This is a genomic window from Betaproteobacteria bacterium (genome assembly GCA_016720065.1).
GTDB lineage: Bacteria > Pseudomonadota > Gammaproteobacteria > Burkholderiales > Rhodocyclaceae > SSSZ01.
On the sequence record JADJXY010000002.1, the window covers coordinates 757,690 to 777,641 of the forward strand.

Sequence of the window (19,952 nt, forward strand, 5' to 3'; positions counted from 1 at the left end):
AATGGGAAACGTTAAATTATAACTCTTTGGCACAAAAATTGACGAGATTTGCGGCTAAATCCGGCTGGGCAGCCAGGCTGCTGGCCCAGCGACGATTGTGGGCGGCGATGGCCGGCAGATGGGTGAGGAAGGCGGGCCAGCGGGGGCCTACGTTGGCGCCTTGGTTCCAGGCGTGAAAGAAGCCTTCGACCGCTTCACTGGCTGTTTTGGGAAGGCCATGGCGATAGCGGTCCAGAAAAGCGTCCAGCTTCGCCAGGTGGGCGGCATCGTCCTGAGGGTAGATTTGCCAGACGAAGGGCCGTGCGGCCCATTGGGCACGTACGAAAGAGTCTTCGCCGCGGACGAAATTGAGATCGCAGCTCCAGAGCAGGCGATCGTATTCCGGCTGGGGCAGGAAAGGAATCGGCCGTACCGTAAGTGGGCCGCAGCGCCAGGGGCCATTGCCCCCGAGATGGCGCGCAACGGCCGCGACGGGCTTGCCTGGCGGCACATGGCAGGTCACGGGGCGGTTCCCCGCGGCCCAGGCGTCGAGCAATTCCGCCACCGGGGCAGTGTCGTAGCAGAACAGGCTGACCTCCAGTGCCTGGCGGGCGGGCTGGGTAGCAAGGAAGACATCTCTTGCGGCCAAGAGATTCCGTTCGCGCAATAGCCCGCCCGTCCCGGCGGTAAATCCGGGAAGAAAGAAGTGCTTGACCAGGCGCAGGGCGGGGTGAGGCGAGGAAAGGCCGTGGCAGGATTCCACCCAGGGTTCCGCCGACAGGTACTCCAGGTTGAGCCAGCGCGGGGCAGGGTTGCAGGAGGCCATGGCGCGCTGGTAATTGGCGGGAAGTTCGCAGGCGAAGGCCTCGATGACGACGGACGCTGGCGCTACGCCGGGAAACCTGGCGGGCCATCGACGAATATCGACCCCGGCAACGCGCTGCTCGTCGTGGTTGACGACCACTCCGGGCTGTAGCGGCACCAGGGCGGCAAGATCGTCCACCCACAGTCGCACCGGCAGGGCGTGCTCCGCCGCCAGCTGCCGGGCCAGCCGCCAGCAAACTCCGATGTCGCCGTAGTTATCGATGACGCGGCAGAAGATGTCCCAAGGAGCCTGCATGGGCGCCATGTTAACATCCTGGCCATGCCCGAATTCATCTCTCCTGGCGACTGTACCGCCTGTCCGCGCCTTGCCGGGCATCTGCAAATCCTGCGACAGCGGGACCCTGCATGGCATTGCCTGCCCGTGCCGGCCTTCGGCGCGCTCTCCGCCCGTCTGCTGGTGGTGGGCCTGGCGCCGGGGGAGAAGGGAGCCAACCGCACAGGCCGGCCGTTTACCGGCGACGTGGCCGGGGAATTGCTGTACCCGGCCCTGCACCGCTTCGGCTTTGCCAGCGTCGGTGAGCCCCTGGGTGCCCATGGCTGGGCCAATCCGGCCATGGCGCTCGCCGACTGCCGCATCACCAATGCCGTGCGCTGCCTGCCGCCGGCCAACAAGCCGACGACGCCGGAGATCCGCCAGTGCAATGGCCACCTCAAGGCCGAACTGGCGGCCATGCCTCGGCTCAAGGCCATCGTTGCCCTGGGTGCCATCGCCCATCAGGCGGTGTTGTGGGCCTACGGACTCAAAGTCCGGGAGCGGGTCTTCGCCCACAACGTCCAGCACGATCTGTCGGGTGGGCCGCGGCTTTTCGACAGCTACCATTGCAGCGGCTACAACTGGCGCACCGGGCGTCTTTCCCGGGAAAGCTTCGAGGCGGTGTTCGACGGGGTGCGCCGCTACCTTGACACATGAGTTCGGACAAGCCGGCGAGCGCCTTCGACGCCAAGGCCTTCCTGTCCAGCCTGACCGAACTGCCGGGCGTCTACCGCATGCTCGACGCCGGCGGCCACGTCCTCTACGTGGGCAAGGCCAAGAACCTGAAAAAGCGGGTGTCGTCCTACTTCCGGGAAAACCTGCCGAGTCCGCGCATCGCCCACATGGTGAGCCAGATCGCCCAGGTCGAGACGACGGCCACCCGTTCCGAGGCCGAAGCGCTGCTGCTGGAAAACAACCTCATCAAGTCGCTGAACCCGCGCTACAACATCCTTTTTCGCGACGACAAGTCCTACCCCTACATCATCCTCACCCGGGACGAATTCCCTCGGCTGGGCTTCTTTCGCGGCAACCCGGATCGCAAGGCCGAGTATTTCGGGCCGTACCCGTCGGCCTGGGCGGTGCGCGACGGCATGCAGACCCTGCAGAAAATGTTTCGCCTGCGCACCTGCGAGGACAGCGTTTTCGCCAATCGCTCGCGGCCCTGTCTTCTCTTTCAGATCCGCCGCTGCAGCGGGCCCTGCGTCGGTCATGTCACGGCCGAGGACTACGCTCGGGACGTGCAACTGGCCGCCATGTTCCTCCATGGCCGCCAGCAGGAGGTCATCAAGCGACTGAGCAAGTCCATGGAGGAGGCGTCGGCCCGGTTGGCCTTCGAGATGGCTGCCCTCTACCGGGACCAGATTCAGTCCCTGCGGCAGGTGCAGGAAAAGCAGTTCGTCTCCAGCGCCAAGGGCGAGGACGTCGATATCGTCGTCGCCCTGCGGGAGGCCGGGCAGTTGTGCGTCAACCTGGCCATGGTGCGCGGGGGACGCCATCTGGGCGACCGGCCGCAATTCCCGACCAACGCCGGGGATTCGACCCCGGCGGACGCGGTAGCTGCCTTCCTGCAACAGCATTACGCCGTCCATCCGGCGCCGGCGCGGGTTTTCGTCTCGCCACCGCCGACGGAGGAGGAGGGAAGTGACGCCGCAGCCGTGCTGGCGGAACTGGCCGGGCGGGCCGTACCCGTGCTGGAACCCCGGTCGGTGGTCCATCGCACCTGGGTCGACATGGCCCTGCAGAACGCCCGGCTCGCCATCGTCGCCCGCAACCAGGCGGCGGCCCAGCAGGAGCAGCGCCTCGCTGCCCTGCAGGAGGCGCTGGGGCTCACCGAGGCCGTTGCCCGCATTGAATGCTTCGACATCAGTCACACCCAAGGTGAGGCCACCGTGGCCTCCTGCGTGGTTTATCAGGGCAACGGCATGAAGAAGGCCGACTACCGGCGCTTCAATATCCGCGACATCCAGCCGGGTGACGACTACGCGGCCATGCGCCAGGCGGTGAGCCGGCGCTACGACAGCGTGGCGGCCGGGGAAGGGACGGCACCGGACCTCATCCTCATCGACGGCGGCAAGGGCCAGGTGGGCGTCGCCTACGAAGCCCTGACCGACCTGGGGCTGGGCGACCTGCCCATGATAGGCGTGGCCAAGGGGGAGGGTAGGAAGCCAGGTCTGGAATCCCTGATTTTCCCGGACGGCCGCGAGCCGCTACAATTGCCGCCCGAACACCCGGCTCTGCATCTGATCCAGGAAATCCGCGACGAAGCTCACCGCTTTGCCATCACCGGCCATCGTGCCCGGAGGGGCAAGGCGCGCAATACCTCCAAGCTGGAAAGCCTGCCCGGCATTGGGCCGGCCCGGCGCAAGGCCCTGGTGGCGCAGTTCGGTGGGCTTCCAGGGGTGCTCGCCGCCAGCCCCGAGCAGTTGGCGGCAGTGCCGGGAATCAGCCGGGAACTGGCGGATAAAATCTACGCTGCATTACACTGACGCATGCCATTCAACCTACCCATCTTTCTAACCTGGCTGCGTATCGTCGCCATTCCCCTGCTGATCGGGATCTACTATCTGCCTGTCGACTGGGCGACCCTGCAGGAACGCAACCTGGCCGCCACCCTGATCTTCATTTCGGCGGCGCTGACCGACTGGGCGGACGGCTACCTCGCCCGCAAGCTCAACCAGACCTCGGCCTTTGGCGCTTTTCTGGATCCGGTGGCGGACAAGCTCATGGTGGCGGCGGCCCTCATCATCCTGGTGCAGCTTGACCGGACCGACGCCATCGTTGCCGGCATCATCATCGGCCGCGAGATCACCATTTCTGCCCTGCGGGAATGGATGGCCAGCATCGGGGCACGCAAGAGCGTCGCGGTCTCGATGATCGGCAAGATCAAGACCACGGCTCAAATGATTGCCATCCCCATGCTTCTGTATCACGCCCCGATCGACGGCATCGATATTCACCGCTTCGGCACCTGGTTGATCTGGGTCGCCGCCCTGTTGACGCTCTGGTCCATGGGTTACTACCTGCGGCGAGCCTGGCCGGAGATTGCGAGCAGGGCCGGCGACCTCCCTTGACATCGCACTGCCAGCGCCTATAATGCCGGCTCTGTTCAACGCGGCAGTAGCTCAGTTGGTAGAGCGCAACCTTGCCAAGGTTGAGGTCGAGAGTTCGAGACTCTTCTGCCGCTCCAAGAATTTCGGGGAAAGCATGGCTTTCCCCTTTTAGTTGCACCTGATACAGTTTTTCGACACGGCGCGATAGCAAAGCGGTTATGCACCGGATTGCAAATCCGTGTAGGTCGGTTCGACTCCGGCTCGCGCCTCCAGGAATACGCGGCAGTAGCTCAGTTGGTAGAGCGCAACCTTGCCAAGGTTGAGGTCGAGAGTTCGAGACTCTTCTGCCGCTCCAGTACGAAGGGAAAGCGCTGGCCGCTTTCCCTTTTTCATATCCCCGGACCTATAATCCGCCCGCCGCCCGGGTGGTGAAATTGGTAAACACAGCGGACTTAAAATCCGCCGGAGCAATCCTTGACGGTTCAAGTCCGTTCCCGGGCACCAGTCTGATGCACGATGATCATTTACGACTTGCTGTGTGAAAACGACCACCGAATGGAAGGGTGGTTCTCCGGACCCGAGGATTATGATTTCCAACTGGATCAGGGTCTGATCCGCTGCCCGCATTGCGATACGCCGGCCGTTCGGCGCGTTCCGTCCGCGGTTGCGTTGGCGTCCGGGACCCGGGCCGAGCCTGCCGCCATGACGAGCGTTGCAGCACTGCCGGCGGATTCCCAGGCGATGGGGCTCTACCGGCAATTGGTGGGTGCGTTGATGGCTTCCACAGAAGATGTCGGCACGGCCTTTGCCGAAGAAGCGCGCAAGATCCATTACCGCGAAGCCCCGGAGCGGGGTATCCGAGGCAGTGCCACGGATGAGGAATTCGATGCCTTGCGGGACGAGGGCATAGAACTTATCCGTCTGCCCATCGTCGGCAAGCGCAAGCTTTCCTGAAGCTGTTCGTGCGCGGCGTTCCGGGCGGCGAAGGCCCGTCGCCTCAGGGTAAAATAGGCCCCCTTCTGCCCTTTCCGCCCTGATGGATTCCCTTACCGTTCTCGGACTCAGCCCCGGTGCCTCGCCGCAGGAAATCAAGCGTGCCTATCGGCGCTTGGCCATGGCCTGGCATCCGGATCGCAATACGGCGCCCGAAGCCACGGAACGTTTCAAGGCCATTCGCGCCGCCTACGACGATCTCCAGGAACTTCAGGCAGAAGCCGAAACGACCGATGAGGAGAGTGCTGGCGACCCTGCCCCGGAGCAGGCAGAGCCCGCCCCGCCTGAAATGCCGCGGGCGCCGGATATCCGCATGGTGCTCGAAGTTGGCCTCGCCGAGGGTATGGCAGGCTGCAGAAAGGCAGTCCTGGTTCGCCGGGGGCACCCCTGTCCGACCTGTGACGGGAGCGGCGAAGCGGGAATCAGTCGCTCTCGCCTTTGTGAGGCCTGTCATGGCAGCGGCCGCGTCCGTAACCGCAAGGGCGGTCTGGAGCGCTGTGGCCAATGCCAGGGGCGGGGATTCTTCAGCGAGCGTATTTGCCCTGATTGCGAAGGAAGCGGTCGGGACACCGCCGATGTCCGTCTGGAGGTTCAGGTACCGCCAGGCCTGCTGCCCGACGATGAACTCAGGCTGGCCGGGCAGGGGGAGCCGGGAAGCGAAGGCCTTGCTCCGGGGGATCTCTTTCTTTGCCTTCGCATCACCCCTCACCCCTGGCTGGAACTGGTGGGGCGCAACCTTTCCCTGCGGCTGCCGGTGAGCATTCTCACCCTTTTGGCGGGTGGGGACATCGCACTCCCGTTGCCGCACGATCAAGTGACGCTGCGCGTCGATGCGGGCGGAATCGAAGAAAGGCAGATCATTCTCTCCGGCAAGGGCTACCCTGGGCGCCCTGGTATGGCAGCCGGCGACCTCGTCGTTACCCTCGAGCCGGTGGTGCCGCAAGAAATTCCCTCCGCCCAGCGCAGCCTGCTCGCCAGGGCCCAGGCTGGCCTGGATGTCCGGCTGTCCGAGTGTCTGCCCGAGATTGCAGCCTGGCAGCGGCGCCTGTCAGGCAGTGGTGTCGACCAGCGTACCGGGGGTTGAGGCAGAACCGGTCGTCACGACCACGGTACTTGCCCCGGCGGAATCCCGGGTGGCTTCGACCACGCGATCATAGACTCCCGCGAGATGGTCGGCGGTGCGGGAAAACACCTCCTGGCCCGCCAGGCCCCGCCGGGCGACTTCGGCGGCACCGTCTGCCTGATCGGATTGGACCTGGAGACTGCGGGCGTTTTCATTGGCCTGGTCGGCGACCCGCTGCGCGCCTGCGGCGCGACGCCGAAGTTCCTGAGCGGCTTGCTCAGCCTGATCCGCGGTGCGCCTTGCCTGTTGTGACTGCAACTGCTGGAAGGCGTCGCTCGTCGCGCTGGCCCGGCCAGAAAGAGGACTGACTGCCATGGGCGTCTCGTCCAGAAGAACGTTCAGGCCGTGACGTTGATGACCGTCCCGGTGGTCTGACCTTCGGCATTGACGACCGGGCGGGAAGTGTCCTCCTCCGGTTCCCGGGGTGCGGCGGCTTTTTCCTCCCGCTCGGCGGCGCGGAGCTGCTGGTTTTCCGAAACCCGCTGCGCGAAGGCTTGTTCCGCAGCGGAGGACGATGCGACTCGATCGACAGCCATGATGTTCTCCTGGGGAAAGCGACGCTTCTACTTTACACCCTGCTTGGAATTTGCACAGCCGGCCTCTACTGCTGAAACGCCCCCGGCGCCAGGCGCGCCGGGAGGGAAATCGCTTTCGAACCGACCGGAAGGTTGAATTCGGCGCTGGGGAGGAGCGACTGTCCGCGGACGTCACCCGGAGGACGCACGGTTCCGCGCAGGGGGGAGGAAACGGGCAAGCGGGCCGGGATGCCATCCAGAGGAATCAGGCTGGACCGAGGAACGCTGACATTTCCCTCGAAGCGTCCGCTGCCGAAAGGTTCCAGGGTGCCTGTCCCGGCGGTCAGGTTGTTGAGCACCCAGACCTCTGTCGACGCACCGATCTTGTCGGTCCAGACGTGGAGGAAGCGTGCGTTGGGATGGTCGTTCACCAGTGTATTGTGGGCAAGATAGAGGGCATTGTCCTGCCAGCGGGGGCCTTCGGCACCATAGGCGACGAGGGTCATGTTGTCAGTCCCGGCACTCTGTCCGATAAGGTTGCCGACGACGTAGGCGACCCCGCCATTGGGGAATTCGAGTTCGTAGGAGGCTTGCCCCTCGGGGCCGTCCACCAGAAGGTTGTAGCTCACATGGTTTTCCCGGGCCCGTGACTTGACGAGATGCCCGCGGTAGCCCCCGGATAACCGGCTGCCGGTCAGGGTAAAGCGGGCGATGCCTCCAACGTAGAGAAGGTGGTGCAGGACAGTTCCATGACGAGGCGCGGCACCAAATTCGCTATCGGAGATCTCCAGCACGGCCTCCGGATGGTTGGTCGTCAGTAGCCCCATTTCGTTGTCGAAGAACGCACAGGCCCGCAGACGCAGTCGTCCCCGCTCGAAGCGGATTCCGGCGCCGTTGCCGTCGGGAACCCGGTTTCCACGGAATTCGATATTCTCGATTTCGATGTCGCCGTTGCGGATGACCCAGGCAGCCTTGCCTTCGGCGTGAGTGCCATCGGCGAGCATCACCGGCCGGCCGCCCACGCCGCGGATGGTGAGCTTCTTCTGGGTCCAGACGACCGGTTGGCCGCGGTAGGTGCCCGCCTGGATTTCGATGATATCGCCATCCTGGGCGGCCTGAGCGGCCTGGGGAATGGTTGCCAGGGCGGTTCCGGGCGCGACCCGGAGCACGCGGGCAGGTGCCGACGCCGCCGGCGCAGGCCCGCCTTCTGCGGCGGGTTCGGCCGCGGGTTTGGGAACCGAAAGGAGTTTCCCATCCGGGCCGCGGCGTACCTCCCCCAGATACTGAGATCCGGAAGGTAGTTGCTCGGGAGCGGCGAGGGCTGCAACGGCGAGGGTCGTCGTCAGGATCAGGGCGGCGAGGGCGGTGCGCATCATGGGGCGTACTTGCTCAGGCGTAGTCGGCCGGCGGCGGGCAGGCGCAGTTGAGATTGCGGTCGCCGTAGACATCGTCGATGCGATTCACGCTGGGCCAGAATTTGTTGGCCTTCACCCAGGGTAGGGGAAAGACGGCCTCCTGGCGGCTGTAGGGGTGCGTCCAGTCGCTATCGACCACGTCGGCCTGCGTGTGCGGGGCGTTCTTGAGCGGGTTGTCGTCGGCCGGCCAGGTGCCTGCCTCGATATGCCGAATCTCATCGCGGATGGCAACCAGGGCGGCGATGAAGCGGTCCAGTTCCGCCTTGGACTCCGACTCGGTCGGTTCGACCATGATGGTTCCGGGTACGGGGAAGCTCACGGTGGGTGCGTGGAAACCGTAGTCCATCAGGCGCTTGGCGATGTCGATCTCGGCGATGCCCGTGGCAGCCTTGATCGGACGGATGTCCAGGATGCACTCGTGGGCCACACGGCCGTTCTTGCCGACGTAGAGCACGGGGTAGTGGGCCTTGAGTTTTTCCGCGACGTAATTGGCATTGAGGATGGCAACCTGGGTCGCCTTCTTGAGTCCTTCTCCCCCCAGCATGGCGATGTACATCCAGGAAATGGGCAGGATGGAGGCCGACCCGAAGGGGGCCGCGCTGACTGCGCCCTGGCCAACCTGGGGGCCCTCCACCGGTTGCACGACGTGATTGGCCATGAAGGGCGCCAGATGGGCCTTGAGTCCGATGGGCCCCATGCCGGGACCGCCGCCTCCGTGGGGAATGGCGAAGGTCTTGTGCAGGTTCATGTGGCTGACGTCGGCACCGATATAGCCCGGGGCGGTGAGCCCCACCTGGGCATTGAGGTTGGCGCCGTCCATGTACACCTGGCCGCCGTGGTAATGCACCAGGGCGCAGATGTCGCGGATGTCTTCCTCGAACACCCCGTGGGTGGACGGGTAGGTGATCATCAGGCAGGCCAGCTTGGCGGCATGCTGCTGGGCCTTGTTCTGCAGGTCGATGATGTCCACGTTGCCCTTGTCGTCGCACTCGACCACCACCACCTGCATATTGCACATCTGGGCCGTGGCCGGGTTGGTGCCGTGGGCCGATTTGGGGATGAGACAGATGTTGCGGTGTCCCTCGCCGCGGCTGGCGTGGTAGCGGGCAATGGCCACCAGGCCGGCATACTCGCCCTGGGCGCCGGAGTTGGGCTGCATGCAGATGGCGTCGAAGCCGGTGAGCGTGCGCAGCCAGTCCTCCAGGCCGCGGATCATTTGCAGGTAACCCTGGGCCTGGTCGAGCGGGGCAAAGGGGTGCAGGTTGGCGAATTCCCGCCAGGTCACCGGGATCATCTCGCTGGTGGCGTTGAGCTTCATGGTGCATGAGCCCAGGGAGATCATCGAGTGGTCCAGGGCCAAGTCCCGGTTCTGCAGGGACTTGAGATAGCGCAGCATCTCGTGCTCGGTATGGTGGGTGTTGAACACGGGGTGCCGCAGGATGGAGTCCTGGCGCAACAGCGTGGGTGGCAGGCTGGGGTCGCTCCCCGCCATTTGGGCGTCGAGGGCCTCGATATCCAGGGTTACCTGACAGATGACCTTGAACAGGGCAGCCACGTCCTCGCGCGTCGTCGTTTCGTCAAAGGAGACGCCGAGGACGCCGGTGGATACCCGGCGCAGGTTGTAGCCGGCCGCCTGGGCATTGCGGCAGATGGTTTCGGCCCGGGCGCCCAGTTCGAGGTGCAGGGTGTCGAAGAAATATCGCGTCAGGACCGGCAGTCCGGCGCGGCGTATGCCTTCGGCAAAGATGGCCGCCAGACGGTGGATGCGGCTGGCGATGGTCTTGAGTCCTTCCGGGCCGTGATACACGGCGTACAGGCCAGCCATGTTGGCCAGCAGGACTTGCGAGGTGCAGATGTTGGAATTGGCCTTTTCGCGGCGAATGTGTTGCTCGCGGGTTTGCAGGGTCATGCGCAGGGCGGTCTTGCCGCGGGCGTCCTTGGAAACGCCGATGATGCGGCCAGGCATGGCGCGCACATTGGCCGCCCGGGTGGCGAAAAAGGCGGCGTGGGGTCCGCCGAAGCCCATGGGCACGCCGAAGCGCTGACTGGAGCCGAAGGCAATGTCGGCACCCAGGGAACCGGGCGATTTGAGCAACACCAGGGCCATGAGGTCGCTGGCCACGGCCACGGTGGCTCCCCTGGCCTTGAGGGCGGCGACCAGGGGCGTCAGATCGCTGACTTCACCCTTTTCGTTGGGGTACTGGAGCAGGGCGCCGAAGCACTCTTCCTCGGCGGCGTCGGCGGCCGGCTTGATGACCAGCTCGAAGCCGAAGTAGGTGGCGCGGGTCTTGACCACGTCGATGGTCTGGGGGAAACAGTCGGCATCGACGAAGAAGCGGTTGGACTGGCTCCTGGAGACGCGCCGGGCCATGGTCATGGCTTCGGCGGCGGCGGTGGCTTCGTCGAGGAGAGACGCGTTGGCCAGTTCCAGGCCGGTGAGGTCCACGACCATCTGCTGGAAGTTGAGCAGCGCCTCCAGCCGGCCCTGGGCGATTTCGGCCTGATAGGGCGTGTAAGCGGTGTACCAGCCCGGGTTCTCGAGGACGTTGCGCAGGATGACCTTGGGCGTCAGGGTGTCGTAGTAGCCCATGCCGATCAGGGAACGGTTTACCCGGTTGCGGCGCGCAATGGCCTTGAGGGCGGCGAGAGCCTCGTGTTCCCGTTGCGGCGCCGGAAGGCGGAGGTCGGCGGGCAGGCGAATGACTGCGGGGACGGTCTGTTCGATCAAGGCATCCAGATGTTCGACGCCCAGGTCGCCCAGCATGGCGGCCATTTCAGCGGCGCAGGGGCCGATGTGGCGGCCGATGAATTCATCTCTCTGCTCCAGGGCGGAAAGGGGCTGGCTGTAGGGCATGGGCAGGGCTCGCTCAGGCGGCGTCGGCCACGGCCTGATAGGCGGCGGCGTCGAGGAGCTTTTCCAGGTCGGCGGCATTGTCCGGCGTCATCCGGAACAGCCAGGCGGCGTAGGCGTTCTGGTTGACGCTTTCCGGGGCGTCGACGGCGTCCTGGTTCACGGCGGTGATGGTGCCGGCGATGGGGGCATAGACGTCGGCGGCGGCCTTGACGGATTCGACCACGGCCAGTTCCTTTTCGGCGTCGTAATGGGTGCCAACTTCCGGCAACTCGACAAAGACCAGGTCACCGAGGGCTTCCTGGGCGTGGTCGGTGATGCCGACGGTGACGGTGCCATCGGCTTCCAGGCGCAGCCATTCATGGGAATTGGTGTACTTGAGGTTGGCGGGGACGTTGGACATGGGGGGTTCTCCGGGGACAGTCATTCGGTAAAGGGGTTGAGAAGGGCGATGCCGCAGCCCTCGAAATCGCGGGTGTTGCGGGTAACCAGGGTGAGTCCGTGGGCCTGGGCGGTGGCGGCGATGAACATGTCGGGCTGGGCGCGAACGATGCCGCGTCGGGCGAATTCGCCGCGCAGGGTGCCCGAACGATGGGCAATTTGCTCTGTGACCGGCAGTGTGGTGGCGGAGGCCAGATAGCTTTCCATGAAGCTGATGACGCGGAGGTGCGGCCCGCGGGTCAGTCCGTAGCGAATTTCTTCGACCGTAACGGCCGAGATCCCGCATTCGTCCTCCTCGACCAGCCAGGCGCTCAGCCCCGGATTGGGACGGGGGCGGGCCAGTTCGCTCACCACGTTGGTGTCGAGCAGAAAACGGATCATGGGTTCTCATCCGGGCGGGAGAGCAGCCCCTCCTCTTCGAGCATCTGCACGAAGGCGTTGGGGCGGGTGGTCCGGGGCGGAATTTCAAGGCCGTCGAGGCCTTCTTCCGCCATGATCTGGCGCAGTTCCGCGAAGGCGTCGAAGAGGGTCTGGCGGGGCTGGTTCTTGGCCTTCCACGCCCGATACGCCGCCAGCTCCCCGGCTGCGATCACCGCCGCCACCGGCTGGTTGTGCTTGTAGATGACCTGCGGCTCGTTGGCCGCGGCGCGGATGACCTCGGAGAGGTGCTGCTTGGCTTGGGCGACGTTCCAGTTCATGGTCGGCTCCGTGATGTCCATTTATTGTGTCCAGTATAGACGTAATAAATGGACATTTCTGATCTCAGAGCAGGCCCTTGCCGTTGCGGGCGAAGGGGGGTTTGACGACCTTGGCCTTGAGGCGCTTGTCGCGGATTTCGACCTCCACGATCTCGCCCACGGGCACGCCCAGGGGAAGGCGGGCCAGGGCAATGGACTGCTGCAGGGTGGGGGAGAAACTGCCGCTGGTGATCTCGCCGCTGCCGTAGTCGGTGAACACCTTCTGGTGGCTGCGCAGGACGCCCTTGTCGAGCAGGACGAGCCCCAGGAACTGGGCGCGGCTGCCGTTGATGGTCAGCGCCGCCTTGCCGACGAAGTCGCGGTCGTCGTCGAGGGCGACGGTCCAGGCCAGGCCGGCGTCGAGGGGGGAAACGTTCTCGTCCATGTCCTGGCCGTAGAGGTTCATGCCGGCTTCCAGGCGCAGGGTGTCGCGGGCACCGAGGCCGCAGGGGGCGACACCCGCGGAAGCCAGCGCGTTCCACGCGGTGGCGGCTTCGCCGGCCGGCAGCATGATCTCGAAGCCGTCCTCGCCGGTGTAGCCGGTGCGGGCGACGAAGTATTCGCCGGCCTCGGCGGCGAAGAAGGGCTTCAGGCCTTCGCTGGCGGCCTGGGTCGGTGGCAGCACCTGCCACACTTTGGCGCGGGCGTTGGGGCCCTGGACGGCGATCATGGCCAGATCCCGGCGGGGGGTGATGGTCAGCTTCATGCCCCAGTCGGCCAAGCGGGCCTGCATCCAGGCGATGTCCTTGTCGGCGGTGCCGGCGTTGACCACGAGGCGGAAGCGCTCGTCGGTCAGGAAGTAGATGATGAGGTCGTCCACTACGCCGCCTACGTCGTTGAGCATGCAGGAATAGAGCGCCTTGCCGGAAATCCCGAGCTTGGCCACGTCGTTGGCGACCAGTTTGGACAGGAAGGGGCGGACGTCGGGGCCGACCAGATCGACGGGGCACATGTGGCAGACGTCGAACATGCCGCAATCGCGGCGCACGGCGTGGTGCTCCTCGATCTGGGAGCCGTAATTGACGGGCATGTCCCAGCCGCCGAAATCCACCATGCGGGCGCCCATTGCGCGATGGGTTTCGTTGAGCACTGTTTTCTTCAGCATATCAATCCTTTGCTGGCTTTAGTTAAAGCCGCTTCGAGAAACGGAAAAGGGGTGAAACGAGTGAACGTTTCACCCCTCTGTCCTCGATACCTGAGAGATTTGCCCCATCGGTGGGCGCCTCGCCAGGCGGGCGCCACTCTCCAGAGTTCAAGCCCGACGAGACTTCTCATGGGCTTGATTCCGTGGTCCTTTGGCCTGAGCGTTTGCGGGTGGTTTGCGCCTTCGGCGGCAGATGGATCTGCGCTCTCCCACGGAACGGGCGAACTCTAGCCCATGCCTGCTGGGCTGGCAAGAAGGCGGCTAGGGCGGGCTTGCAGAGAAGCGACGCCTGGGGTCCGGGCGCGTCGCGCTGCCATGGTAGACTGTTCGATTCGCCGGAACTCGCCCATGTCGCCCGTCAATTTCGATCTGCATTGCCATTCCCTCGTCTCCGACGGCCTTCTGGCGCCGACGGAACTGGCGCGACGGGCGTCGGCCAACGGGGTCGACCTCTGGGCGCTCACGGATCACGACGACATCGGCGGTATGGCCGAAGCCGCCACGGTTGCGGCTGAACTGGGCATGGCCTTCGTTTCCGGGGTCGAAATTTCTATCGAATGGAGCGGCACCCCCATCCACGTCGTCGGTTTGGGATTCGACCCCCAGGCCCCCGCCCTGGTAGCGGGCCTGGAGGGCTTGCGCGAAGGGCGCATCGCCCGGGCGCGGCGCATGGGCGAGGCCCTTGCGGCCAGCGGCATCTCCGGCGCCTTCGAGGGGGCCTTGCGCTATGCGGCCAATCCGGGGCTCATTTCCCGGGCCCATTTTGCCCGCTTCCTGGTTGAAGCGGGGGCGGCCCGGGATGTGCAGGGCGTGTTTCAGCACTATCTGGTTCCCGGAAAACCGGGGTACGTGGATCACCGCTGGGCGACCCTGGACGAGGCGATCGGCTGGATTGGCGCCGCCGGCGGCATCGCCGTCGTCGCTCATCCCGGTCGCTACAAGGTTTCCGCGCCGGTCCTGCGCCGCTTCCTCGGTGAGTTCCGCGAGCACGGCGGCCAGGGGATCGAGGTGGTGTGCGGCAGCCATACTCCGGACCACGTCCTGCACTTTGCGCGGCTGGCGCGGCATTTTGGCTTCCATGCCTCGCGGGGTTCCGATTTCCACGGGCCTCAGGAAAGCTACGTCGATCTGGGGCGCCTCCCGGGGCTGCCGGAGGATCTGAAGCCGGTATGGCGCCTGCTCCGCTGAATCCGAGGCCATGACGCAATATCTGGCGATCCACCCGGAAAACCCTCAGCCGCGCCTTCTGGCCCGGGCGGCGGAGATCGTGCGTGACGGGGGGCTGGTGGTCATACCCACCGATTCCTGCTACGCCCTGGGCTGCCATCTGGGGGACAAGGCGGCGGTGGATCGCATCCGCGAAATCCGCGCGGTGGACGATCGCCATCATCTGACCCTGATGGTGCGTGACCTCTCGGAAATCGCCCAATACGCCCGGGTGGATAACGTCCAGTACCGCCTGCTCAAGGCCACGACGCCGGGGAGCTACACCTTCATCCTGGAAGGCACCAAGGAGTTGCCGCGGCGGGTATTGCACCCCAAGCGCAAGACCATCGGCCTGCGGGTGCCCGATCATCCCGTCGCCCTGGCGCTGCTGCAGGAACTCGACGAACCGCTGCTCACGTCCACGCTCCTGCTGCCGGGAGACGAGGAACCCATGACCGAAGGCTGGGAAATCCGCGACCGCCTCGACGGTACCGTCGATCTGATCCTCGACGGTGGCCACTGCGGCACGTCACCGACCACCGTCATCGACCTCACGGGGACGGCGCCGGTCCTGGTGCGCGCAGGCCGGGGTTCCATCGCCGCCTTTGGGTTCAGCGCATGATGGAAGGCCTGATACAGACCCTCGCCATCGCCGCTCTGCCGGTCATCTTTGCCATCACGCTGCACGAGGCGGCGCACGGTTACGCAGCGCGGCATTTTGGCGACCCCACGGCCTGGCTGGCGGGGCGCATCAGCCTCAACCCCTTGCGCCACATCGATCCTCTGGGCACCATCGTCATTCCGGCGGTCATCCTGTTGTTTTCCGGTGGCGGTATGCTTTTCGGCTACGCCAAGCCCGTGCCGGTGGATTTCGGCCGCCTGCGCAAACCCAAGCAGGACATGCTCTGGGTTGCCGCCGCCGGGCCCCTCGCCAACCTCGCCATGGCCTTCGCCTGGGGATTCCTGGTCAAGCTCGCCTGGCTGCTGCCTACCAACGTTTTTACCGTGCCCATGACCGAAATGGGCAAGATCGGCATCGTCGTCAATTGCGTCCTGATGGTGCTCAATCTGTTGCCGCTGCCGCCCCTGGACGGTGGGCGCATCGCCGTCAGCCTGCTGCCCGGCCGGCTGGCGTGGAAATTCTCCCGCATCGAACCCTGGGGCTTCCCCATCCTCCTGGTCCTGCTCTTCACCGGCATCCTGAGTGCCGTCATGTATCCTTTCGTGCGGGGGCTCGCCCTCCTTGTCGAAGCTTTTTTTGGACTGTACTGATTCGCCATGTACGCAGAACGTGTTCTTTCCGGCATGCGCCCCACCGGGTCGCTCCATCTAGGCCATTACCACGGCGTCCTCAAGAACTGGGTCACCCTCCAGCATGAATACCCCTGCCTTTTCTTCGTTGCCGACTGGCACGCGCTGACCACCCACTACGACAATCCCCAGGGTATCGAGCAGGCGGCCTGGGACATGGTGGTGGACTGGCTGGCCGCCGGGGTCGATCCCAACCAGGCCACCCTGTTCATCCAGTCCCGGGTGCCGGAGCACGCCGAACTCCACCTGCTGCTCTCCATGATGACCCCCCTGGGCTGGCTGGAGCGGGTTCCCACCTACAAGGACCAGCAGGAAAAGCTGGAAAACAAGGATCTCTCCACCTACGGCTTCCTGGGCTATCCGCTGCTGCAATCCGCCGACATCCTCATCTACCGCGCCGACAAGGTTCCGGTGGGCGAGGATCAGGTGCCCCATATCGAGTTTTCGCGGGAGATCGCCCGCCGCTTCAACCACCTCTACGGGCGCGAGCCGGGTTTCGAGGACAAGGCGCGGGAAGCGGTCAAGAAGCTGGGGGGCAAGAAGGCGCGGCTCTATGAAGAACTGCGCACCCGCTTTCAGCAGAAGGGCGAAAAGGACGCCATCGAGCAGGCCCACGCCCTGCTCGACGAGGTGCAGCACCTGTCGGTGATCGACCGGGAGCGCCTCTTCGGCTATCTGGAAGGGACGGGCAAGATGATCCTCGCCGAGCCCGGCGCCCTGCTCACCGAAGCGTCGCGCATGCCCGGCCTGGATGGACAGAAGATGTCCAAGTCCTATAACAACACCATCACCCTGCGCGAGTCCGCCGAGTCGGTGAGCAAGAAGGTGCGCGGCATGCCCACGGACCCCGCCCGGGTGCGGCGCACCGATCCCGGCGACCCGGCCAAGTGCCCGGTCTGGCAACTGCATCAGGTCTATTCCGACGCCGATTGCCGGGCCTGGGTGCAGGAAGGGTGCCGCAGCGCCGGCATCGGCTGCCTGGACTGCAAACAGCCGGTCATCGACGGCATTCTGCGGGAACAGGCGCCCATGCGCGAGCGGGCCGCCCTTTATCTGGAAGACCCCAGCCTGGTGCGCAACATCATCGCCGACGGCTGCGACAAGGCCCGCGAACTCGCCCGCGACACCATGCGCGACGTGCGCGAAGCCATGGGCCTCGGGTACAACTGATGACGCCCCGCGGGAGCGCCATCGCCGCCTCCATCACGTCCGGCGAGGCCCGCCGGTGAGCGAGGCAGTGCTCGAAGTCGGCCTCGACACGGCGCTGGACGAGCCCCTCGCCCGCATCTACGGCGAGCCCCTGACCGAGTTGCCGGCGGATCTCTACATCCCGCCGGACGCCCTGGCGGTGATGCTGGATGCCTTCGAAGGGCCCCTGGACCTCCTGCTCTACCTGATCCGCCGCGCCAACGTCGATATCCTCGACATCCCCATGGCGCCGCTCACCCGCCAGTACCTCGATTACATCGAATCCATGCGGGCTCACAACCTGGAGCTGGCGGCGGACTACCTGGTCATGGCGGCCATGCTCATCGAGATCAAGTCCCGCATGCTGCTGCCGCGGCCCAAGTCCGGCGGCGACGAAGAGGCCGAGGATCCCCGCGCCGAACTGGTCCGCCGGCTCATGGAATACGAGCAGATGAAGGTCGCCGGCCAGAACCTGAATGCGTTGCCTCAGGCGGAGCGGGAGTTCTTCTGGGTCGAGACCCTGGTGGAAAAATCCCTTCTGGTGCGTTACCCCGAAGTCGATCTGGACGACCTGAAAGCCGCCTGGCAGGCCATCCTGCGCCAGGCGACCCTGCACCGCCACCACCGCATCGGGCGGGAGGAGCTTTCCGTGCGGGAGCACATGGGCATCATCCTGCGCCACCTCCAGAGCGAGGGTGGCTATGTGCGCTTCGAGGCCCTTTTCGATCCCGCCATGGGCGTGCCCGGCCTGGTGGTTCACTTCCTCGCCCTGCTTGAACTCGCCCGGGAAAAGCTGATCCGTATCACCCAGACCGAGGCCTTCGCCCCCATCTACGTAAAGGTGCACGACGGTGGAACCGACGACAGCCAAGAAAGTGCTTGAAGCCGCCCTCCTGGCCGCCCGGGAGCCGCTCAGCGCAGGAGAACTGCGCAGTCTGTTCACCGACGAGGTGTCGACCGAGACCCTGCGCAAGCTGCTGGACGAACTGCGTGAGGACTGGCAGGACCGGGGGGCGGAGCTGGTGCAACTGGCTTCGGGCTGGCGTTTCCGTACCCGGGCCGAGTATCTCCCCTACCTGGACCGCCTCAATCCCGAGAAACCGCCACGCTACTCCCGTGCCGTCCTCGAAACCCTGGCCATCATCGCCTACCGTCAGCCGGTGACCCGGGGCGACATCGAGGAAATCCGCGGTGTCGCCGTCAACGCAAACGTCATCAAAGCCCTGGAAGAACGGGGCTGGATCGATGTGGTCGGTCATCGCGAAACCCCCGGCCGCCCCGCACTCTTCGCCACCACACGGCGCTTCCTCGACGACCTGGGCTTGCGCAGCCTGAGCGAGCTGCCGCCCCTCGAACAGATTGGCCAGACTTTGGAATTCGACCATGAAGCCTAAACGCACCCCCTTCCGCCAAGCCGGCAAAGCAGAGCCGGGCATGGGGGACGCCCCCCGTCGCCGTCGCACGGAGGGTGACGAAATCACCCCCGAGTCTGCGGGAGCCGAGTCCCCGGCCCGGCCCCCCCGGCGTGGGGCAGGCCGGGCCGGCGGGAAGCCGATGCGCAGCGCTGCCCGCCCTGCCGGGATGGGCGCCAAACCCGAGCGCCTGCACAAGGTGCTGGCCCAGGCCGGCGTCGGATCCCGCCGCGACATGGAGGAATGGATCGCCGCCGGGCGGGTGAGCGTCAACGGCGAGGTGGCCCAGATCGGCCAGCTCGTCCTGCCCACCGACCGGGTCAAGGTCAATGGGCGTCTCGTCAATCTGCGCGCCTCGGCCGGTCGGGCGGCCCGCGTGCTGCTCTATCACAAGCCGGAAGGCGAGATCGTCTCCCGTGACGATCCCGATGGCCGTCCCTCCGTCTTCAACGCCTTGCCGCGCCTGCGCGGCAGCCGCTGGATCACGGTCGGGCGGCTGGACTTCAACACCTCGGGCCTGCTGCTCTTCACCACCTCGGGCGAACTCGCCAACCGCCTCATGCATCCTGGCACCCAACTGATACGGGAATACGCCGTCCGGGTGCTGGGTGAACTGACTGACGACGCGCGTCGCCGTCTGCTCGAGGGTGTGCCCCTGGAAGATGGCCCCGCGTCTTTCGACAGTCTGGTGGACGCCGGCGGCGAGGGGGCCAATCGCTGGGTTCACGTCACCCTCTTCGAAGGGCGCAACCGAGAGGTGCGCCGTCTTTTCGAGGCCGTGGGCTGCACCGTGAGCCGCCTCATCCGCGTGCGCTACGGCCCCTTCGTCCTGCCCCCCCGTCTCAAGCGCGGACGCTGTCAGGAATTGAGCGAGACCGAAGTGCGGCGCCTGGAAAAACTTCTGGCCGGCGGAGAATCGCCTGCGGCCCCGGGGGAGCCCGACACGCTTGCCGACCCGCGGCCGACGCCGCGGGCGGCCAAGCCGCAGCCTCGCGGCGAGAAACCTTCGCCCCGCGGTGAGAAGTCGTTCTTGCGCGCCGAGAAACCGTCGCCCCGGGCCGAGAGATCGGCCCAGGCGGGTCCGAAGCCGGTACTGCGGGGCGAGAAAACCTCGTCTCGCGGCCCAAAGCCGGCCCCGGGGGGCGAAAAGCTCTCGCCCCGCGGCGACAAACCTGTCCCGCGCGCTGCGAGACCCGCAGGACGCGGCGCCCCGACTTCCCGCGAGGGCAAGCCTGCCCCGCGCCCTGCCGCAAGCCGCGGCCGCCGGTAAAGGGAAGGCGCGCCGCAGCTCCCCGGCGAGGCCTTCGACGGGGCAAGCGCGTCGCTGGAGATCAAGACAGGCCCTTCGACCGCGCTCAGGACAGGCCCTTCGACTGGGCTCAGGACAGGCCCTTCGACTGGGCTCAGGACAGGCCCTTCGACTGGGCTCAGGACAGGCCCTTTGAGGGG

General features: G+C 65.7%; 21 protein-coding genes, 4 tRNA genes and 2 riboswitches. Of the genes, 16 read left to right on the forward strand and 9 right to left on the reverse strand.

What is annotated here, in order from left to right:
- Positions 1 to 16 precede the first annotated feature (16 nt).
- Positions 17 to 1,099, reverse strand: a complete 1,083-nt coding sequence (earP, locus tag IPM73_06775) for an elongation factor P maturation arginine rhamnosyltransferase EarP (GenBank protein MBK8917744.1) — start codon at positions 1,097 to 1,099, stop codon at positions 17 to 19.
- A gap of 24 nt (positions 1,100 to 1,123) precedes the next feature.
- Between earP and IPM73_06780 the strand changes: the two genes are divergently transcribed.
- From IPM73_06780 to IPM73_06820, 9 genes are all read left to right on the forward strand, one after another.
- The gene (locus IPM73_06780) at positions 1,124 to 1,774 is read left to right on the forward strand and encodes a uracil-DNA glycosylase (GenBank protein MBK8917745.1); all 651 of its coding nucleotides are present in this window, start codon (positions 1,124 to 1,126) and stop codon (positions 1,772 to 1,774) included.
- Positions 1,771 to 3,603, forward strand: coding sequence for an excinuclease ABC subunit UvrC (gene uvrC / locus IPM73_06785; GenBank protein MBK8917746.1), 1,833 nt, complete (start codon positions 1,771 to 1,773; stop codon positions 3,601 to 3,603). The genes IPM73_06780 and uvrC overlap by 4 nt, the downstream gene beginning before the upstream one ends.
- 3 nt (positions 3,604 to 3,606) lie before the next feature.
- Positions 3,607 to 4,188 (forward strand): CDP-diacylglycerol--glycerol-3-phosphate 3-phosphatidyltransferase, encoded by a 582-nt coding sequence (gene pgsA, locus IPM73_06790; protein ID MBK8917747.1) that lies wholly within the window; start codon positions 3,607 to 3,609, stop codon positions 4,186 to 4,188.
- Between the two features lie 40 nt (positions 4,189 to 4,228).
- Positions 4,229 to 4,304 (forward strand) — tRNA-Gly (locus IPM73_06795).
- Positions 4,305 to 4,365: 61 nt separating this feature from the next.
- Positions 4,366 to 4,439: transfer RNA gene (locus tag IPM73_06800), tRNA-Cys, on the forward strand.
- Between the two features lie 7 nt (positions 4,440 to 4,446).
- Positions 4,447 to 4,522: transfer RNA gene (locus tag IPM73_06805), tRNA-Gly, on the forward strand.
- 64 nt (positions 4,523 to 4,586) lie between these two features.
- Positions 4,587 to 4,671, forward strand: a tRNA-Leu gene (locus IPM73_06810).
- A 12-nt stretch (positions 4,672 to 4,683) separates the two neighbouring features.
- Complete coding sequence (locus IPM73_06815) at positions 4,684 to 5,121, forward strand: DUF1178 family protein (GenBank protein MBK8917748.1); 438 nt, start codon at positions 4,684 to 4,686, stop codon at positions 5,119 to 5,121.
- An 82-nt stretch (positions 5,122 to 5,203) separates the two neighbouring features.
- Positions 5,204 to 6,244 carry a DnaJ domain-containing protein gene (locus IPM73_06820; protein MBK8917749.1) on the forward strand — a complete coding sequence of 347 codons (1,041 nt, stop codon included), beginning with the start codon at positions 5,204 to 5,206 and terminating at the stop codon, positions 6,242 to 6,244.
- Here the strand turns inward: IPM73_06820 and IPM73_06825 are convergent.
- The 8 genes from IPM73_06825 to gcvT form a co-directional block, all read right to left on the reverse strand.
- The gene (locus IPM73_06825) at positions 6,209 to 6,598 is read right to left on the reverse strand and encodes a hypothetical protein (protein ID MBK8917750.1); all 390 of its coding nucleotides are present in this window, start codon (positions 6,596 to 6,598) and stop codon (positions 6,209 to 6,211) included. The genes IPM73_06820 and IPM73_06825 overlap by 36 nt on opposite strands.
- 23 nt (positions 6,599 to 6,621) lie before the next feature.
- Positions 6,622 to 6,819, reverse strand: a complete 198-nt coding sequence (locus IPM73_06830) for a hypothetical protein (protein ID MBK8917751.1) — start codon at positions 6,817 to 6,819, stop codon at positions 6,622 to 6,624.
- Between the two features lie 65 nt (positions 6,820 to 6,884).
- On the reverse strand, positions 6,885 to 7,967 hold the full coding sequence (locus IPM73_06835; GenBank protein ID MBK8917752.1) for a hypothetical protein: 1,083 nt from the start codon (positions 7,965 to 7,967) through the stop codon (positions 6,885 to 6,887).
- Positions 7,968 to 8,187: 220 nt separating this feature from the next.
- Positions 8,188 to 11,067 (reverse strand): aminomethyl-transferring glycine dehydrogenase, encoded by a 2,880-nt coding sequence (gene gcvP, locus IPM73_06840; GenBank protein MBK8917753.1) that lies wholly within the window; start codon positions 11,065 to 11,067, stop codon positions 8,188 to 8,190.
- A gap of 13 nt (positions 11,068 to 11,080) precedes the next feature.
- Positions 11,081 to 11,467 carry a glycine cleavage system protein GcvH gene (gcvH, locus tag IPM73_06845; GenBank protein ID MBK8917754.1) on the reverse strand — a complete coding sequence of 129 codons (387 nt, stop codon included), beginning with the start codon at positions 11,465 to 11,467 and terminating at the stop codon, positions 11,081 to 11,083.
- 20 nt (positions 11,468 to 11,487) lie between these two features.
- Positions 11,488 to 11,883, reverse strand: coding sequence for a type II toxin-antitoxin system VapC family toxin (locus tag IPM73_06850; protein ID MBK8917755.1), 396 nt, complete (start codon positions 11,881 to 11,883; stop codon positions 11,488 to 11,490).
- A complete protein-coding gene (locus IPM73_06855) occupies positions 11,883 to 12,224 on the reverse strand; it encodes a type II toxin-antitoxin system Phd/YefM family antitoxin (GenBank protein ID MBK8917756.1) in 342 nt (113 codons plus the stop codon). Before IPM73_06855 ends, IPM73_06850 begins: the two co-directional genes overlap by 1 nt.
- Positions 12,225 to 12,267: 43 nt before the next feature.
- Entirely contained in the window at positions 12,268 to 13,347 is a 1,080-nt protein-coding gene (gene gcvT, locus IPM73_06860; GenBank protein MBK8917757.1) for a glycine cleavage system aminomethyltransferase GcvT, read from the reverse strand.
- A gap of 67 nt (positions 13,348 to 13,414) precedes the next feature.
- Positions 13,415 to 13,501: riboswitch (glycine riboswitch) on the reverse strand.
- 19 nt (positions 13,502 to 13,520) lie between these two features.
- A riboswitch (glycine riboswitch) is annotated at positions 13,521 to 13,608 on the reverse strand.
- A 126-nt stretch (positions 13,609 to 13,734) separates the two neighbouring features.
- Between gcvT and IPM73_06865 the strand changes: the two genes are divergently transcribed.
- From IPM73_06865 to IPM73_06895, 7 genes are read left to right on the forward strand one after another with little or no spacing between them, the layout of a single operon-like run.
- Complete coding sequence (locus tag IPM73_06865) at positions 13,735 to 14,574, forward strand: PHP domain-containing protein (GenBank protein ID MBK8917758.1); 840 nt, start codon at positions 13,735 to 13,737, stop codon at positions 14,572 to 14,574.
- 10 nt (positions 14,575 to 14,584) lie between these two features.
- Positions 14,585 to 15,214: a threonylcarbamoyl-AMP synthase gene (locus IPM73_06870; GenBank protein MBK8917759.1), complete on the forward strand. Its 630-nt coding sequence runs from the start codon at positions 14,585 to 14,587 to the stop codon at positions 15,212 to 15,214.
- Entirely contained in the window at positions 15,214 to 15,864 is a 651-nt protein-coding gene (locus IPM73_06875; GenBank protein MBK8917760.1) for a site-2 protease family protein, read from the forward strand. The genes IPM73_06870 and IPM73_06875 overlap by 1 nt, the downstream gene beginning before the upstream one ends.
- A gap of 6 nt (positions 15,865 to 15,870) precedes the next feature.
- Positions 15,871 to 17,073 carry a tryptophan--tRNA ligase gene (locus tag IPM73_06880; GenBank protein ID MBK8917761.1) on the forward strand — a complete coding sequence of 401 codons (1,203 nt, stop codon included), beginning with the start codon at positions 15,871 to 15,873 and terminating at the stop codon, positions 17,071 to 17,073.
- A gap of 55 nt (positions 17,074 to 17,128) precedes the next feature.
- Positions 17,129 to 17,974: a segregation/condensation protein A gene (locus tag IPM73_06885; GenBank protein ID MBK8917762.1), complete on the forward strand. Its 846-nt coding sequence runs from the start codon at positions 17,129 to 17,131 to the stop codon at positions 17,972 to 17,974.
- The gene (gene scpB / locus IPM73_06890) at positions 17,943 to 18,485 is read left to right on the forward strand and encodes an SMC-Scp complex subunit ScpB (protein MBK8917763.1); all 543 of its coding nucleotides are present in this window, start codon (positions 17,943 to 17,945) and stop codon (positions 18,483 to 18,485) included. Before IPM73_06885 ends, scpB begins: the two co-directional genes overlap by 32 nt.
- A complete protein-coding gene (locus IPM73_06895) occupies positions 18,475 to 19,773 on the forward strand; it encodes a pseudouridine synthase (protein ID MBK8917764.1) in 1,299 nt (432 codons plus the stop codon). The genes scpB and IPM73_06895 overlap by 11 nt, the downstream gene beginning before the upstream one ends.
- The last annotated feature ends 179 nt before the right edge of the window (positions 19,774 to 19,952 follow it).